This window comes from Azohydromonas aeria (assembly GCF_009760915.1).
In the GTDB taxonomy this organism is placed as follows: Bacteria; Pseudomonadota; Gammaproteobacteria; order Burkholderiales; family Burkholderiaceae_C; genus Azohydromonas; species Azohydromonas aeria.
Map to the genome: position 1 here is coordinate 13357 of NZ_VIDQ01000060.1, position 16798 is coordinate 30154.

Sequence of the window (16798 nt, forward strand, 5' to 3'; positions counted from 1 at the left end):
TTCCGGGGAAGACGGGGAAGGAGAAGCCAGATGCTTGAGACGATGGACATGCGGGGCCGGGTGCGGCTCCTGGTGGAAGACCGCGACGGGCGCGTGCTGCTCGACCGCAGCCATGCCAACCGCATCGTGCAGTCCGGGCGCGACCTGGTGGCGCGGCGCTTCGCCGGCGTGCCCGGCACGCCGCCGGCGATCGTGAGCCACATGGCGGTGGGCACCGGCGCGGCGGCGCCCACCGACGCCGACGTGAAGCTCGTGGCCGAGCGCGCGCGCAACGCCATTGCCGCGCCGGTGTACAGCGCCGTCGTCGATGGCGGCGTGCAGCGCGTCAAGGTCAGCCTGCAGACGGTGTTCGACTTCGGCGAGGCCAACGGCGCGGAGCCGCTGCGCGAGGCCGGCATCTTCACCGCGGCGAGTGCCGGCACCATGTACAACCGGGTGGTGTTCGACCCGGTGACCAAGGCCAACACCTTCAAGCTCACGCTGATCTGGGACATCGTGTTCTGAGGCCTTGAGGCCGAGAAGGTTGCGCCAGACAACGACACCACAGGAGAGCCCCGATGCCCTTCAACCCCGACCTGCCCTTTCCCAAGAGCGCCGGCGACCCGATCAAGTCCAAGGACTGGAACGACCTCGTCAACGAAACCCGGCGGCTGGACACGGCCAAGGCCGAGCGCAACGGCGCCGAGGCCTTCAGCGGGCCGCTGACGGTGGCGGGCAGCCTGGGCGTGGGCAGCGCCACGGCGCCCACGGGCGCGCTGGAGGTCACGGCCACGGCCTGGAACCGGCACCTGCGCCTGGTCAACACCAGCAACGCCGGCGCCGGGCCGGGCCTGTTCTTCAAGTCCAGCGCGCGCGACTGGGCTATCCTGGCCACGCACGGCGGCTCCACGGCCGGGGCGGGCAAGCTCAACGTCTGGGACGCCACGGCCGGCCGCAGCCGGCTCACCATCGATGACGCCGGCAACCTGGGCGTGGGCGTGGACGCGCCGGCGGAGAAGCTGCAGGTCGATGGCCGCATGCGCGCGGGCAACCTGGGCGTGGGGCCGTGGCCGGCCAACGCCAACTACCAGTTCGTCGGCGTGGCCACGCTGGACCAGGGCGTGGCGGGCAACTACGCGCTGCTGCAAAGCGCCGTGGGCGGCGACCAGGGCACCACCTTCGTCAACTCGCCCGAGACGGTGCGGCTGCGCATCGGCAACGTGGACCGCGCCGTGCTGGAGAAGGACGGGCGCTTCACCTTCAACTTCTCCAGCAACGGGCTGCGCATCAGCGACGGCTGGACCAGCTTTCCCGACAGCGCCAACAACCGCGCCGAGATCAGCAACGACATCGGCACCTACAAGACGCTGATGATCGTGGGCAACAAGTCCGCCGGCCTGGGGCGGCGCGTGAGCGTGTGGGACCGGCTGGAGGTCAACGGCGCGCACGTGGTCGCCAACGGCGGCATGTCGGTCCAGATCGGCGTGGCCTCCGGTCCCTACGCCAACGACGGCATCCGGGGCAATCCCAACCTGTGGCTCGACGCGGTGGCCAAGGTGATCATCAAGCAGGGCTTCGAGTCGCGCGGCATGGACGTGGCCGAGCGCTTTCCCGTGGCCGAACCGGTCGAGGCCGGGCAGGTGATGGTGTACGACGAGGGCGCGCGCGTGGTGAAGCCGTGCACGCGCGCGGCGGACCCGGTGGCGGTGGGCATCGTGTCGGAGGCGCCGGCCATGCTCATCGGCCGGGGCGAGGGCGAGGCGCCGATCGCGCTGTGCGGCCGGGTGCCGTGCTGGGTCGATGCCGACATCGCGCCCATCCGCGCCGGCGACCTGCTCGTGACCAGCCCGACGCCGGGCCATGCCCAGCGCCTGCCCGAAGGCGCTTCGGGCGCCGGGCGCGTCATCGGCAAGGCGCTGGAGTCGCTCGAGCGCGGGCGCGGGCGCATCCTGGCCCTGGTGCTGGCCGCCTGAGGCACGAACACGCAACGAGACGAGGAACGAACGGCATGGAATTCCAGCTGAGACAGCGCATGGCCGAGCTGCGCGCCGAGTACGACAAGGGCCAGCAGACCCTCATGGACCTGGAGCGCCAGGCCGAGAACCTGCGCCAGACGCTGCTGCGCATCAGCGGCGCGGTGCAGGTGCTGCAGGAGCTGCTGGACGAGCCCCAGGGCGCGGACGGCGGCAAGGCCGCGCCGCCGGCCTGAGCCCGCGGCCCGCGCCACCACCGAAGCGCCCGCCATGCTGCTCGCGCTGCAGAACGCCATCACGCAGCTGCTCAAGAGCGCGCTGCCCGACCTGTTCACCGGTGCCGACGCGGTGCAGCTGGGCTTCGGCAGCGCCGCCTGGACGCTGGACGCGATGTCGGCCGATCCCGTGGCCGGCGAGCCCGGTCCGCAGGCCGCGCAGGACCGGCTGCCCTTCGACCCGGCCGCGCCGGCGGGCCCGCATGCGCTCACGCGCACGCCCTATCCGGGCCCGCGCCGCGTGCGGCTGCGCTCGGCCGCGGGCGACCTGGCGGTGCTGGCGCCGGAGGAGGTGGCCTGGAGCGCCGACGATGCCGCGGCCTTCACGCTGCAGCCGCGCGCCTCTCGCGCGCTGGCCGGCTTCGACCAGGTGCAGGTGGACTACGACGTGCTGGCCGCGGGCACGCAGCTCAAGGCGCAGCACCAGGCGACCTTGAGCTTCGGCGCCGCCGACGCGCAGCGCGCCGAGGCGGCCGCGGTGCTGGCGCTGGCCGTGCTGGTGCTGCAGCGCGAGGCGCTGCGCGCGCAGGGCGGCTTCGACTTCGACGGCGGCGGCTACCAGGCGCGCGGCGTGGTGCAGTCGCTGCATTTCAGCGGCGGCGGCAGCGGCGCCGGCCCGGCGGCGGCGCGCACGCTGCAGCTGGCCGCCGAGATCGACCTGCGGGTGCAGCGGCTGCTGGGCGACGACGAGGGCCGGCCCATCACGCAGATCCTTTCGCCCGGGCGCGGCGCGCCGGGGCGGCGGGTGGACATCGACCCGGTCGTGGACGCCTGAAGTCCACGGGAGACCCGCCATGGCGACGATCCAGGCCTTCGTGCAGCTCGACCCGCTGCGCGCCCCGGAGCAGGACGCGCTGCTGCGCCCGCGCGTGACGGTGCTGCGCCAGGCCGGCGGGCAATACTGGGTCAGCCTGGACGAGGCGCAGGTCGCCACGCTGGTCAGCGAGGGCCTGGTGGTGCAGCCCTTCGAGGCGGCCGACGCGCTGGAGCTGGGCCCGCTGGCCTGGCGCCCGGCGCTGGAGACGCCGCAGCCGCCGCCCGCGCTGCGCGCGCCCGTGCCCGCGGACGACGCCGAGGCCTTCTGGCTGGTGCATTTCATCGCGCCCACCGACAAGGCCTGGGCCGAGGCCGTGGCGCTGGCCGGCGCCGAGGCCATGCACCTGCTGCCGCCGGCCGCCGCGGTCTACCGCATGAGCGGCGCCGAAGGGCGGGCCGTGCGCGGGCTGCCCTTCGTGGACGCCGTGGAACCGTTCCACCCGGCCTTCGTGATCGGCCTGGAGCTCACCGGCGCCGACGCGCCGTTCACGGCCGCCTCGCTGGCGGGCCTCACCCTGGCGCTGCCGGACCCGCCCGCCGGCGGCGGCGCCAACCTGGAGGTGGGGGGGGGGGACGCGCGCGACCCCCCAAAGGGACGCCCCCCCCCCCGGGGCGGGGCGGTCCTGCCCCGCCCTCGACCCCGAATCGGTCCGCCCCGCGCTGCCGGCCGCGGGCGCGGCCGTCGTCGGCAGCGCGCCGCTGGGCTTCCTGCTGCGCGTGCCGCCGGCGGCCGCCGCGGCGGTGCTGTCGGTGCCGGGGCTGCTGGCGGCGACCGTGCCGACGCGCGTGGCGCCGTGCAACTTCAACGCCGGCCTGATCGTGGGCACGAACCAGGTGCGCAACCGCGGCACGGTGGACTTCACCGTCAACCTCGACGGCACCGGCGAGATCGTGGGCGTAATCGACAGCGGCTGCGACACCGGCGTGCTGGCCACGCTGGCCGCCGACATCGCGCCCAACGTGCGCGTGCTGCGCAACCAGGCCAACCCGGCCAACCCGGCGGTGGACACCTTCATCGACGCCAACGGCAATGCCGCCTACCACGGCACGCACGTGGTGGGCACCATCTGCGGCACCGGCGCCGCCTTCGCCGGGCCGCCGCCGGTGGTGGGCATGGCGCCCAACGCCGCGCTGGTGGTGCAGGGGCCCATCCCCAACAACTTCGTGCCCTCGTTCAACTTCGCGGCCGGGCAGGGCGCGGCGCTGATCAGCAACTCCTGGGGCCACTTCCCGGTGCCGGGCCAGCCCAACCGCTACCTGCCCAACCGCGCCGAGGCGGTGGACCGCTGGTGTTTCCTGAATCCGGAGGTGCTGGTGCTGTTCGCCGCGGGCAACGAGGAGACCGATGCCAACGGCAACGGCACGCTCGACGGCGTCGGCATGCGGCAGCAGGCGCTGGCCAAGAACGCGCTGACCATTGGCGCCAGCGAGAACCTGCGCAGCGACGGCGGCTGGGCCAACAGCTACGTCAACTTCTTCGGCAACGGCATGCTCGCCGTGGCCGGCGCCAACGGCGCGGCGGGCACCTTCTCCGTCTCGGACAACCCGGCGCAGGTGGCCCTCTTCAGCGGACGCGGGCGGGTGCGCCGCGCCGGCGGCTCCAGCACCGGGCGCATCAAGCCCGACCTGGTTGCGCCGGGCACCAACATCCTGTCGCTGCGGTCCTCGGCCGTGCCGCCCGTGGCCGGCAGCTTCGACGCCAACGTGCCCGCCGGCGTGCCGGCCGCGACCTACTCGCTGCTGCTGGGCACGAGCATGGCCACGCCGGTGGCGGCGGGCAACGCGACGCTGCTGCGCCAGTTCTTCCGCACCCGCTACGCCCAGCTGCGCCGGCCCTTCCTGCTGGAGGGCGCCGCCATTCCCGTGCAGCCACCGCTGCCGGCGCCGCCCGTGCCGGTGCCCGGCTTCGCCAGCCGCCCGGCCATCGCGCGGCACCCGGACGGGCTGGTCTGCGCCTGGGTCACGGCCGACCTGCCCGGCGCGGCGCGGCGCATCGTGGCGCTGCGCCTGGCGCGGCACCTGAGCAACGGCAGCGCCGTGCCGGTGGAGGCCGCCCCGGTGCTGCTGCAGGCCGGCGTGGGCGACCACGCCGCGCTGCAGGTCGCGGTGGTGGGCGAGCGCACGTACCTGCTGCACCGCCACGGCGACGGCTCGATGCGCCTGTCCTGCTGGAGCCGCACGCTGGCGCCGGTGGCCGGCTTCGGCACGGCCGGGGTGGTGACGCTGCAGCCCGCGGCCCGGCCGGACGACGCCGCGCCGCCGGTGCTGCGCGCGGTGAACGACCAGCTGGTGTGCGTCTGGCCCACGGCCGGCAACAAGGGCGGCTTCTTCCAGCGCTTCCGCGCCAGCGACGGCGGGGCGGTGGACGCGGCCGCCGTGAGCCTGCTGTTCCACGACGCCACCGGCGAGCAGCACCCGCTGGCGTGGTCCGGCAGCGCCTACGGCTTCTGCGGCGTGCTGATCGAGGGCGGGCGCTGGAAGCTGCAGCTGCGCCAGGTCAATGCCGCCGGCCAGGTGCAGGGCGCCGGCCCGGTCACGGTGGCGGACCAGGCGACCGAGATCCGCGAGCCCTGCCTGCTGTGGGATGTGCGCGGCGGCGGCCGCCACGTGATGGCCTGGTGCGACGCGCGCAACGCGCCGGGCGGCGAGATCTGGCTGCAGTTCCTCAACGCGCAGGGTGCGCCGCAGGGCGCGGCGCAGAAGGTGCTGGGCATCGCGGGCGCGCGCCTGCGGCGCCCGCGCCTGACCACGCAGCCCGACGCCGGCTACCTGCTGGCCTGGGAGGACGACAGCCAGGGCGGCCGCTTCGACCTCTACGTCACGCTGCTCGGCGCCGACGGCCTGGTGGACACCCGGCTCGACCCCGACCCGGGCGCCGGCGGGCGGCGGCTGCAGCGCCTGTCGGACACGCCCGGCGACGTCGCCGGCTATGCGCTGGTGCGCGACTCCGAGGGCTTCGTGCTCGCCTACCAGAGCCCGGACGAGCTCAACGCCGACCGCGTGGGCGTGTTCCTGCTGCACCTCACGCGCACGGCGGGCTTCGAGGCGCGCGAGGACGCCGCCACGCCGCTGCAGCGCGGCGGCAACTACGTGGTGGCCGAACTGCTCGACCACGACGGCACGGCGCTGACCGAGCTGTCGGCGGCGTGGACCGGCGCCAGCTGGGACCTGCTGCGCGTGGCGCCCGGCGATGCCGCCGGCAGCCGGCTGCAGTGGCTGCGCCTGACGGCCGACGGCGTGCCCGACGCGCTGCACGGCGCGGCCGGCGTGCGCGAGCTGCCTTTCCCCGGACTGGTCACCGGGCTGGAGCTGCTGTGGACCGGCAACCGGCGCATCGCCGCGGTCAACGACATGGTCTCCGGCGTGGCCGTGCACCTGGCCGACGCCGAGGGCGTGCCCGTGCCCGGCTTCGGCCTCAACGGCGTGGCGCCGCTGCTGGACACGGTGCCGGTGCACGACCGCGTCACGCCGCAGCCCGGCTTCGTGTCGCAGCCGGCCTTCGCGGTGGTGGTGGGCTACGGCGGGATGGTGTCCGGCGCGATGCACCTGCGCATGCAGCGGCTGGACGGCGCCGGCAAGCGCATCGGCAACCCGGCCGACCTGGGCGCGGTGGACGGCGTGGCGGCGCACCAGTGGTTCCAGTTCGTCAACGGCGAGGGCCGGGCCATCGCGGTCTACCACCGCGTCAACGGTGCCGCGACGCAGGTGCTGTGCCGGCAATTCAACCTGCAGGGCAGCCCGGCGGGCGACGAGCGGCGGCTCAGCGCGGCGGCGGGCGAGGCGATCAACGGCGTGGTGGCGCGCCGGCCGGTAGCCGTCAACAGCGCGCGGCGCGAGTACGGCGCGGTGTGGCAGTACCGCTCCGGGCCGGCGGCGAAGTGGGAGATCCGCTTCTCGCGCCTGGGCCGCGACGGCCGGCCGATGGCGACGCACCCGGTGGCGGGCATGGTGCTGGCAGTGGCCGACGTGCCGGTGGTGGACGCGACGATGCCGGAATGGTCGGCCACGCGCGACGCGGTGTCGCCGCAGCTGGTGTGCAGCTACACGCACGCGCCGTGGAGCAGCCCGGTGCCCGCGGGCGTCACGCCGCCGGAATGGAGCTCGTCCTGGGGGCTGGCCTGGATCGGGGTGGAGGCCGATGGCAGCAGTCGGCTGTACTTCACCGCGCTGGACGAGAACGGCCGGCGCCTGCCCGTGCCGCAGCCGCCGCCCTATCCGAAGCCGGCGCTGCCGGCGTCGGGGCTGAACCCGCCGTCGCCCGCGCCGGTGCTGGTGCTGGGCAGCGGCACGGGGCGCATCCGCGACTTCCGGCTGGCGTGGAATGGCCGCGTCTTCCTGCTGGCCTGGACCGAGGAGGAGGGCGGCCGGCTGCGCCAGCGCTGCACCCTGGTGAACCGGCAGGCGGGGCTGGGCGCCTGCGCGCTGCCCAGCGCGGCGCTGCTGCGCGCCACGCTGGTCAACGGCGCCACGAACCTGACGCCGGCGCCGCTGCCCGACCTGGCGGCCGGCTACGGCTGGGGCCGCATCAACATGCGCCAGGTGCTGGCGCCGGCGCTGCCGTTCACGTTCCAGGTGCGCGACGACTGCGCCATCGGGCCGGGGCGCACGGTGCACTACCGCTTCGTGCTGCCGCCGGACACGCGGCTGCTGCGCGTGACGCTGCACTGGACCGACGCGCCCGGCGCGCGGCTGGTGAACCACCTGCGCCTGACGCTGCGCGCGCCCGGCGCGGCGGGCGAGTTCCGCGGCAACCTGTGGGACACGGCCGCCGGGCGCACGCACCTGTCGCGACTGGTGGCGCTGCCGCCGGTGCCGGCCGACAACCACGACACCATCCATCCGTACAAGCAGGTCGTGATCCAGGACCCGGCGCCCGGGGAGTACGTGGTGGAGGTGTCGGCGGCGGCCTTTCCCGCGGACCCCTTCAATCAACAGAACTTGCAGCCGTTCGCGCTGGTGTTTGCCGGGACGGGCGCCGAGGTGACCTACAACCCGGTGGCGACGCCGGTGGCGGGGGCGGCGGTGTATTGAGACAGGAGGCCGACGGCCTTTCCCGGCTCAACGGTGGGTGGGGACGAGCATGAAAGCCTCCAGGCTGGACCTGCCCGGCCTGGGCACCCGCAAGCCGTAGCCCACGATCACGCCCGCGTCGTTGAGGGCGGTGGCATCGGCCAGGTCGGTCCAGCCGGTGCTGAGCGCGGCGGGCAGGTAGTCCAGGCCGACGGCGGTGTCGCCCTTGTCCAGCCACAGCGTGCCGCGGTTTCTCGGGTCCGCGTTGCCGTCGAAATGGAAACCGGCCACGTCCCTGCGGTTGTTGATGCACAGGCCGACGGTGGGGTGGCCCGCGGGATTGGGCATCAGCCTGTATTTGCCGTTGGAGTAAATGAAGGCGACGCGGCCGAACAGGAAATTGGTGGCCGGATACACGTAGCCGGTGATGTCGCCGTGGTCGTTGATGGAGGTGGGCACGACGGCGTCGAAACCCGGCGGCGTGGGCAGTAATTGCGGCGCCTTGCCGCGCAGCGCGCGCACGCCCTGGCGCACGCCGACGCCGTTCTGGACGACTTCCCGAAAACCCACGATGTCGCCGTGATCGTTGATCGCCGTGGCCTGCGCGGCATAACCGCCCCAGGTGCCCAGATCGACGAATTTGTCCTTCCACCAGTACATGGCATGCGAGGCGCCCGGTGCCGCCTCGGACCAGCCCACGATTTCGGATCGGTTGTTGATGCCGGCCGCATGGCTGTGGCCGCCGCCCAGCGAAGCCAGCGTCTCGATATGGCCCTTGAACCAGCGGAAGGCCTGGGTGTAACCACCCTGCCGGAACCAGCCGGAAATCTCGGTGCGGTTGTTGATGCCGGTGGCCTCGCCAGGACCATCGGTGTGAATGGGCAGCGGCGCGAAGCCGGGAATGAACAGGGCCGGGCGGTATCCGCCCGCGATGTCGAAACTCACCTGCCCGGCAGCCAGGCCGATGCCGTTGACCGCCAGCGCCTCGCTGCTACCACCCTGGAAGGTGCCCAGGCGCAGCACCTTGTATTTGGGGGTGGTTGATTTTTCCCGGGTTGACGCCGGGCTGCCGGGGGCGGCATGAGCATTATTCAGCAATGTCGACGCAAACAGGGAAGCCGTAAAAACTCGGCGCTGCATGGAAACCTCCGTATCGAAAGGATGCACGCGTCTCCCGAGGCGTGCCGGAGGGTCAGGCTAGCGACGGGGCTAAAGTTTCACACCCCTGAAACAGGTCATTGCTGGGTGCAACATCTTTGATTCAGCGCAGGGTCTGCAGGGAAAAACGGTGGCAGGGGAAGATATATATGGAATGCAAATGCTTTGCCGGTCAGTTTGATGCGTTTGTGGAAATCAATGAGGGCAATGACTAAAATGTTTTCATCATTTCCTTTCGAAGGTATTCTGGGTTCAATGTGCATTGATTGGACAAGCGGAAGTTGAAATGATTTCGATGGCCGTGCTGCTCTCCAAGGAAATCAGAAAACGCGCCAACCGTAATTCGACACGGTGCGCTCACTACTCCGTCATCCCCGCGCAGGCGGGGATCCAGGCGGACCCCAAGTCGGTGATGGCTGGTCAGCTGGCGCGCCAAGGTCCAAGGCGCGGCAGGCGCTGCACGTCAGCTCGCGGCTGGCTTGGGGGCCGCCTGGATTCCCGCTTTCGCGGGAATGACCGCATTTTCGTTTTGGCCAGCTCTTCGTTGCATGTCTCTCCCAGAGCGTTGCCATGTCCGAATTCTGGCGCGCCATCATGGCGCGAATAGAAGGCCAGGGTTTGAAAAGTGCAGGCCGAAGTGCTTTTCAGGACACCGTTTCGCTTCTCGACTTCACGGCTCGCCCTCCACCGTCAACGCCCCCGCCGGCAACGTCCCGAACACCGCCGACACCCGCAATTTTCCGCCCGCGGCCTCGTGCGTTTCCCCCGTCAATACGTTTCGCAAGCGCAACCCCTGCGCCCACTCCGGCAATTCGACCACCGTATCCCCCCAGGCCGATTCGCCCAGCGGCCACCCCGGCTGCAGCGCCAGCAGCCGGGCGAAGAAGCGCCCGCCGATGGTGATCATGCGTTGCCCGTCCGGGGTTTCCCGGGCAAACGCGACGACGTGGTCGGCTTTTTCTCCGGAGGCCGCCAGCGCCTGGTAATTGCCGCTCTTGAACAGCTCCGGCGCCTCGGTGCGCCACTGCAGCAGCCGCCACGTCATCCAGAGTTTCAATTGTCCGTCGTGCAGCGACGGCGCCAGTTCCTGGATGTTCACGAGGCCGTCCGGGCTGGCCATGCGCTTGCTGAAATCTTCCAGCATCGCGGCGCGCCTGTCGTAATCCACCGGGCGCCGGTTGTCCGGGTCCACCAGGCTGAAGTCGGGCAATTCATTGCCCTGGTACAGGTCCGGCACGCCCGGCAGCGTGTATTTCAGCAGCACCAGCGTCAATGAATTGAGCGCGCCGAACCAGGCCAGCACTTCCGCCTGCGCCTGGATGTCGGTGAGCAGCGGGTTGGGCTTGACGCGCGGCAGCGCGCTGCGGATGAAATTCATCAGCGCGTCTTCATACTCCGCGTCCGGGTTCACCCAGCTGCTGTAGCGCTTGGCCTCGCGCACGGCCTTCAGTGCGTAGCGCTCGATGCGCTCGCGGAATTCGGGCAGGTTGTCCTCGGTCAGTCCGCCCGGCGGCAGCGTGCCCAGCAGCGTCTGCAGCAGCAGGTATTCGTCGGCCTTGGCCGGCATCACGCGCCCGCCCTCGGCGTCGATGCGCGCGCGCTGCAGTTGCGGCGCCTGGTGGAAGCGGCGCAGCGACAGGCGCCAGGCCGCCGGGAATTCGCTGAGCACGTCCAGCCGGCAGCGCACGTCCTCGCTGCGCTTGTTGTCGTGCGTGCTGGTGGCCAGCATGGTGTGCGGCCAGCGCGCGGCGCGGTCGGCGTTGGCGCCGTGGAAGGCGCGCAACGAGAAGCCGAAGGTGCCCGGCTCGCCGCCCACCTCGTTGAGCGGCAGGAAGCGGTTGTAGCGGTAGAAGGCCGTGTCCTCCACGCCCTTGGCCGTCACCGGCGCGGTGAACTGCTGGAAGCGCATCGCGAAGCGGCGCACGCGCTCGCGCAACGCGTCGTCGGCGCCGGCTTCCGTCTCGGCCAGCAGCGTGCGGCGCACGAAGTCGAACACGGTCGTGTCCGCCGCGCGGCTGCGCCGACGCGCCTGGCCCACGGCCCAGTCGATGAAGCGCCGGTCCTGCGCCGAGGGCTCGTGGACGATGTAGGTGCGGTACACCGGCATGCAGGCCGCGACCTCAGCCAGCGCGCGGCGCAGGCTGTTCAAGCTGTGGTCACGCGTGCGCCGGTGCGCGCGCGCGATGCGCAGCAGCTCGGTGGCCAGCACCGTCAGCTCCGAGGCCAGCGACACGCGCATGATCAGCTGTTTGCCCTGGTAGCCGACCTCCTCGAAAGCCTCCTCCTCGCCGCTGACGCGCTGCCAGATGCGGTCGAAGCGATCCCGCGCCGTGCAGTCGATGAGCACGCCGTTGAGCACGTTCATCGCCCGGTAGCCGGTGGTGCCGTGCAGCGCCCATCCTTCGGGCACGTCCTCGTGCCCGGCGGCGATCTTCTCGGCCAGCACGTACAGCGGCCGCGGCGGGCGGCCATCGGCCTCCTGCGCCGGCAGCAGCAGCCCGACGCGGCGCGCGTAGCCCTGCTGCAGCCAGTTGAAGTACTGCGCCGGGTCGTGCAGCCCGTCCGGGTGGTCGATGCGCAGCCCGTCCACCACGCCCGCCGCGCACAGCTCCAGCGCCAGGCCGTGCGTGGCCTCGAACACGGCCGGCTCCTCCATGCGCAGCGCGGCCAGGTCGTTGACGTCGAAGAAGCGCCGGTAGTTGATCTCGTCCGAGGCCACGCGCCAGAACGCCAGGCGCCAGGCCTGCGCGGCGTGCACCGCGTCGATGGCGTCGATGTCCCGCCGCTCGGCCAGCGCCGCCTCGATCGCGCCCTGCACCCGGCCGTCCTCGCGCAGCAGCGCCACGAGCCGCTCCTTGAGCAGCGCCTGGTCGCGCTGGCGCTCGAAGCGCGCCTGCGGCGCCGCGTCCTCGCGCGCGGGCAGGTGGCCGAAGGCCGTGGCCAGGCTCTGCAGCGCCAGTGCCGCCACGCCGTCGAGCCGCGCGGAAGCCGCCTCCAGCAGCGGCGCCACGGTGCGCGGGTCCAGCGGGAAGCGGTGCTCCCAGTACTGCAGCGCGAAGCTGCCGCGCTCGGCGTCGAATGCCAGCTTCAGCTCGCCGGCTTCCAGCACCTGGCCGTAGTGCTGGCCCAGCACCGGCAGCAGCACCTTGCCGCGCAGCTCCGGATCGACCGGCTCCCAGGCGATGTCGAAGTAGCGCGCGTAGGCCGAGGCCTCGCCGTGCTCCAGCACGTCGTCCCACCAGGCGTTGTGCCCGCCCATCACGCCCATGTGGTTCGGCACGATGTCCAGGATCAGTCCCAGCCCCTGCTCACGCGCCGCCGCGGCGAAGCGCTCGAAACCCTCCTTGCCGCCCAGCTCCGGGTTGATCTCGTCGTGCGCCACCACGTCGTAGCCGTGCGTGCTGCCGGGGCGGGCGCGCATGATCGGCGAGAGGTAGACGTGGCTGACGCCGAGTCGGCGCAGGTAGGGCAGCACAGCCGTGGCGTGCTCGAAGTCGAAGTCCTTGTGCAGCTGCAGCCGGTAGGTGGCGCGGGGAATGAGCGCCTGCGCGCGCGGGCGCGTCGCCACCTGCAGCGGCGCGTGCGGGCGCTCGCGCGCCAGCGTGGCGGCAATCGCCTGCACGCGCGCGTCGGCCAGCGCCTCATCGAGTGCCAGCGGCAGCTTCTGGCGCCAGTTCGGGTGCTCGTTGACGGTGCCGGGCAGGTTCGGCTGGTCCTGCACGCCAAGTAAATCTTCGAGCTGCACCACCAGCACCCACGAGGGCGTGCGCGCCATGTACACGTGCACCGCCTCCACCAGCGCGGGCGTGAGCTCCGGCTGCTGGCCCAGGTCGATGCGCGTGCCTTCGGGCAGCAGGCCCTCGTGCTGCAGCGCCAGCAGCAGCCGGTACTTCTCCTGGGCACGGGCGACGAGCTGCTCCTCGAACACCTTGTCGTCCGGGTAGAGGCCGAGCCCCTTGCGCACCTGCAAATCGTGGCCGGTCCACCAGCCCGAGAGCGTGGGCAGGTCGTGGGTGCTGATGGCCACCAGCGCCGCGCGCGGGTACTCGCGCGGGGCCTTGAAGGCGCCGCCCTCGCCGCGCTCGAAGTACAGCAGCCGGTACGACAGCACCTCGGCCTCGGCCAGCGCGGCGCGCATCGCGTCGGCCACCGTGCCCAGGTCCTCGCCGATGACCATGCAGCGGTTGCGCTGGCTCTCCAGCGCGACCACGGCCATCAGTTCCTTGAGCGGGTAGTGCACGTAGGCGCCCTGGCGCGCGCCGAGTCCGGGCGGTATCCAGTACAGGCGCATCAGGCCCATGACGTGGTCGATGCGCAGCGCGCCGGCGTGGCGCATGTTGGCGCGCAGCGTCTGGATGAAGAAGCGCAGCCGGTCGCTCAGCAGCCCTTCGGGACGCAGCGGCGGCAGGCCCCAGTCCTGGCCCTGCACGTTGATCTCGTCCGGCGGCGCGCCCACCGTGGCGCCGCCGGCGTACAGGGCCGCGTGGCCCCAGGTGTCGGCCCCGGCCCGGTCCACCGACACGGCCAGGTCCAGGTACAGCCCCACCGCCAAGCCGCGCGAGCGGCAGCGGTGCGACACGCGCGCGAGCTGCTGGTCCGCCTGCCACTGCAGGTACTCGAAGTACTCGACCGCCTCGCGCTCCTCGCGCTGGAAGCGCCGCACCGCCTCGCCGCGCGGGTCGCGGAATTCCTCCGGCCACACCGGCCAGCCCCACACGCCCGAGTCCCGGGCGTGGAAGCGGGCCTGCAGCGCCTCGAAGGTGGCAAACAGGCGCAATGGCTCGCCGCGCTCGGCCTGGAAGGCACGGAAGGCCCGGCCGCGCGGGCTCACCGTGTCGAGGTGGTGCTCGCGGAAATGCGCCCACAGCAGGCGCATCACCTCGCTCTTGGCAGCGGCCACGCCGCCGTGGTCCACCTGCGCCGCCTCGCGCAGTGCGGCGATCCGCTGCTGGAACGCCGCCGAGCGCACCAGCGCCTGCGCCGCCTCGCATTCGCGGAAATCCTCGACGCCTTCCACGTCCAGGTAGATGGTGTTGAGCTGCGAGCGCGACGACGGGCTGTACGGGCTGATGTGGTGCGGGTTGTGGCTGAAGAGCGCGTGCAGCGGGTTCAGGCCGACGATGCCGGCGCCGCGCTCGCCGAAGCCCACCACCAGCTCGGCCAGGTCCGTGAAGTCGCCGATGCCCCAGTTGCGCCGCGAGCGCAGCGCGTAGAGCTGCACCGCCGGGCCCCAGACGCGGCCCTCGTCCTGCAGCGCCTCGGGGCGCCAGCAGCGCTGCGGCGCGGCGATCAGCAGCGCCTCGCCCAGGGCCGTGCCCTCGCTCTCCAGCGTGAAGCGGTGGTAGCCCGGCGGCAGCGGCGTGGCGATGGACAGGCGCAGCGCGCGCATGGCCTGGCCGTGGATCGTGACCACGCCGGCGAGCTGCTCCAGCGCGTCGGCGTCGGCCTCGTAGCTGTGCACGGCGCCTTCCTCCTCGCGCAGCGTCCAGCGCAGGCGCCGCACCTCGCGCGGCAGCCGCAGCTCCACCTCGAAGCGCGGCTCCCCGGCCTTCACCGCCAGCACCGGCGGCAGCGCCTGCTGCCAGTCCCGGGCCTGGGCCGCGTCCAGCGCCTCGGCATCGGGCCGCTGCGCGCCCAGCTCGGCCAGGATCACCTTCAGCCCCTCGTCGGGCACCTCGTGACGGTTTCCCCAGACGTCGTGCCAGTCGGTGGCGACCTCCAGGCGCTCGCACCAGCGCCGCAACACGTCATCAGCCATCCACGCTCTCCACGCTTTCCACGCTCACGATCACGCCGTCGGGCTGCAGTTGCGCCGCGTCGGCGTGCAGATCGAACACCACCTGCCCGGCCAGCGGCGGGCGGGCCGCCGGCGCGGCGCCGAAGTTGGCCGCCAGACGCAGCGTCGCGCCCTTGCCCAGGTGCCACACCACCTGCAGCAGCCCGTCCTCGACGCGGTGCTTGCCGCCGCTGGCCATGCCGCCCAGCCGCGGCACGATCCACTGCCGGCGCAGCGCCAGCAGCTGCCGGATCAGCGCCAGGCGCCGCGCGTGCGGCTGCTCCTCGCGCTGGCCCCAGTCCGGGCGGCAGACGGTGTAGGTGGCCTCGGCGTTGGGGTCGGGGATGGTGGCGCGCACCGACTCGTCCTTGAACGCCTCGAAGCGGCCGAACTCCTCGCGCCGGCCCTTGGACACCGCCGCGGCCAGCTCCGGCCCGAAGTCGCAGAAGTACAGGAACGGCGCCGAGGCCGCGAACTCCTCGCCCATGAACAGCATCGGCACGTGCGGCGACAGCAGCAGGCAGGCATAGAGCGCGTCCAGCCGCGGCGCGGGCGCCAGGTCGCTGATGCGCTCGCCGAAGGCGCGGTTGCCGATCTGGTCGTGGTTCTGCAGGAAGCTCACGAAGGCGGTGGAGGGCAGCTGCGCGCTGGGCTCGCCGCGCGGCTCGCCCTCGCGGAAGGGCGAGGGGTCGCCCTGGTAGGCATAGCCCTCGGCCAGGCAACGCCCCAGGGTGGCGACCGGGTCGGCGGCGTAGTCGGCGTAGTAGCCGTCGCGCTGCCCCGTGGCCAGCACGTGGGCGGCGTGGTGGAAGTCGTCGTTCCACTGCGCGTCGGCGCCGGTGAGGCCGCCCTGGTCGTCGCGCGCCAGCAGGCTGGCGGCGTTGTCGTCGTTCTCCAGCACCAGGTGCACGTGGCGCAGGCGCCCGGGGCCGGCACGCAGCGCGCGGGCGATGTCCACCACGATGTGGGTCCGGGAGTCGTCGGCGATGGCGTGCACCGCGTCCAGGCGCAGCCCGTCGAAGTGGAACTCCTGGATCCAGTACAGCGCGTTGGCGATGAAGAACTGGCGCACGCAGCCGCTGTGCGCGCCGTCGAAGTTGATGGCCGCGCCCCAGGGCGTCTGGTGCGCGGCGTTGAAGAAGGGCTTGCAGTAGGCGTGCAGGTAGTTCCCCTCCGGGCCGAAGTGGTTGTAGACCACGTCGAGGAACACCATCAGGCCGAGCCGGTGCGCCTCGTCCACGAAGCGCTTGAGGTCCTCGGGGCGGCCGTAGCTGGCGTCGGGCGCGAACTGCAGCACGCCGTCGTAGCCCCAGCCACGGCGGCCGGGGAAGTCGGCCAGCGGCATCAGCTCCACGGCGGTGATGCCCTGCTCCACCAGGTCGGGCAGCCGCGCCATGGCCGCGGCGTAGGTGCCCTCCGCCGTGAAGGTGCCGACGTGCAGCTCGTAGAGCACCGCCTCGTGCCAGGGCCGGCCGCGCCAGCCGCTGTCGTTCCAGCGGTAGCCGTGCGGGTCGATGACCTCGCTCGCGCCATGCACGTCGTCGGGGTTGAAGCGCGAGGCCGGGTCGGGCACCGACAGCCCGTCGGGCAGCATGAAGCGGTAGCGCGTGCCGGCGCCGGCCTCGGGCACGGTGAGCTCGTGCCAGCCGTCGTCCAGCGCCTGCATGGGCAGCAGCCGGCCGCGCCCGGCGCCTTCGAGCTGCAGCCGCAGCGCCTGCGCGTCGGGCGCCCAGAGCCGGAAACGCACGCCGCCGCCGTCGTCCAGCAGCTCGGCGCCGAATGTCATGGTTTGCTGGGTCATGGTCAAAACC

8 protein-coding genes are annotated in these 16798 nt (G+C 72.4%); 5 read left to right on the forward strand and 3 right to left on the reverse strand.

The window, feature by feature from the left end:
• Window positions 1–30: 30 nt before the first annotated feature.
• The 5 genes from FJ694_RS26210 to FJ694_RS36810 all read left to right on the forward strand — a co-directional run bounded on the left by FJ694_RS26210 (window position 31) and on the right by FJ694_RS36810 (window position 8074).
• Window positions 31–504, forward strand: a complete 474-nt coding sequence (locus tag FJ694_RS26210; RefSeq protein WP_157270365.1) for a hypothetical protein — start codon at window positions 31–33, stop codon at window positions 502–504.
• A 53-nt stretch (window positions 505–557) separates the two neighbouring features.
• Window positions 558–1952 (forward strand): hypothetical protein, encoded by a 1395-nt coding sequence (locus FJ694_RS26215; RefSeq protein ID WP_157270367.1) that lies wholly within the window; start codon window positions 558–560, stop codon window positions 1950–1952.
• A 35-nt stretch (window positions 1953–1987) separates the two neighbouring features.
• A complete protein-coding gene (locus FJ694_RS26220; protein ID WP_157270369.1) occupies window positions 1988–2188 on the forward strand; it encodes a hypothetical protein in 201 nt (66 codons plus the stop codon).
• Between the two features lie 34 nt (window positions 2189–2222).
• Window positions 2223–3002 carry a hypothetical protein gene (locus FJ694_RS26225; protein WP_157270371.1) on the forward strand — a complete coding sequence of 260 codons (780 nt, stop codon included), beginning with the start codon at window positions 2223–2225 and terminating at the stop codon, window positions 3000–3002.
• A gap of 758 nt (window positions 3003–3760) precedes the next feature.
• Window positions 3761–8074, forward strand: coding sequence for a S8 family serine peptidase (locus FJ694_RS36810; protein WP_198321005.1), 4314 nt, complete (start codon window positions 3761–3763; stop codon window positions 8072–8074).
• A gap of 27 nt (window positions 8075–8101) precedes the next feature.
• Here the strand turns inward: FJ694_RS36810 and FJ694_RS26235 are convergent, their stop codons facing one another.
• The 3 genes from FJ694_RS26235 to treZ form a co-directional block, all read right to left on the reverse strand.
• Entirely contained in the window at window positions 8102–9076 is a 975-nt protein-coding gene (locus FJ694_RS26235) for a hypothetical protein (RefSeq protein WP_157270373.1), read from the reverse strand.
• A gap of 805 nt (window positions 9077–9881) precedes the next feature.
• A complete protein-coding gene (locus FJ694_RS26240) occupies window positions 9882–14969 on the reverse strand; it encodes a malto-oligosyltrehalose synthase (protein WP_157270375.1) in 5088 nt (1695 codons plus the stop codon).
• A complete protein-coding gene (gene treZ, locus FJ694_RS26245; RefSeq protein ID WP_157270377.1) occupies window positions 14962–16788 on the reverse strand; it encodes a malto-oligosyltrehalose trehalohydrolase in 1827 nt (608 codons plus the stop codon). The genes FJ694_RS26240 and treZ overlap by 8 nt, the downstream gene beginning before the upstream one ends.
• Between the last annotated feature and the right edge of the window lie 10 nt (window positions 16789–16798).

What these genes read in the sequence shown, in the direction of transcription:
- FJ694_RS26210 (WP_157270365.1), top strand. Translation starts at nt 31, where the DNA reads ATGCTTGAGACGATGGACATGCGGGGCCGGGTGCGGCTCCTGGTGGAA.
- FJ694_RS26225 (WP_157270371.1), top strand. Translation starts at nt 2,223, where the DNA reads ATGCTGCTCGCGCTGCAGAACGCCATCACGCAGCTGCTCAAGAGCGCG.
- FJ694_RS26220 (WP_157270369.1), top strand. Translation starts at nt 1,988, where the DNA reads ATGGAATTCCAGCTGAGACAGCGCATGGCCGAGCTGCGCGCCGAGTAC.
- FJ694_RS26215 (WP_157270367.1), top strand. Translation starts at nt 558, where the DNA reads ATGCCCTTCAACCCCGACCTGCCCTTTCCCAAGAGCGCCGGCGACCCG.
- treZ (WP_157270377.1), bottom strand. Translation starts at nt 16,788, where the DNA reads ATGACCCAGCAAACCATGACATTCGGCGCCGAGCTGCTGGACGACGGC.
- FJ694_RS26240 (WP_157270375.1), bottom strand. Translation starts at nt 14,969, where the DNA reads ATGGCTGATGACGTGTTGCGGCGCTGGTGCGAGCGCCTGGAGGTCGCC.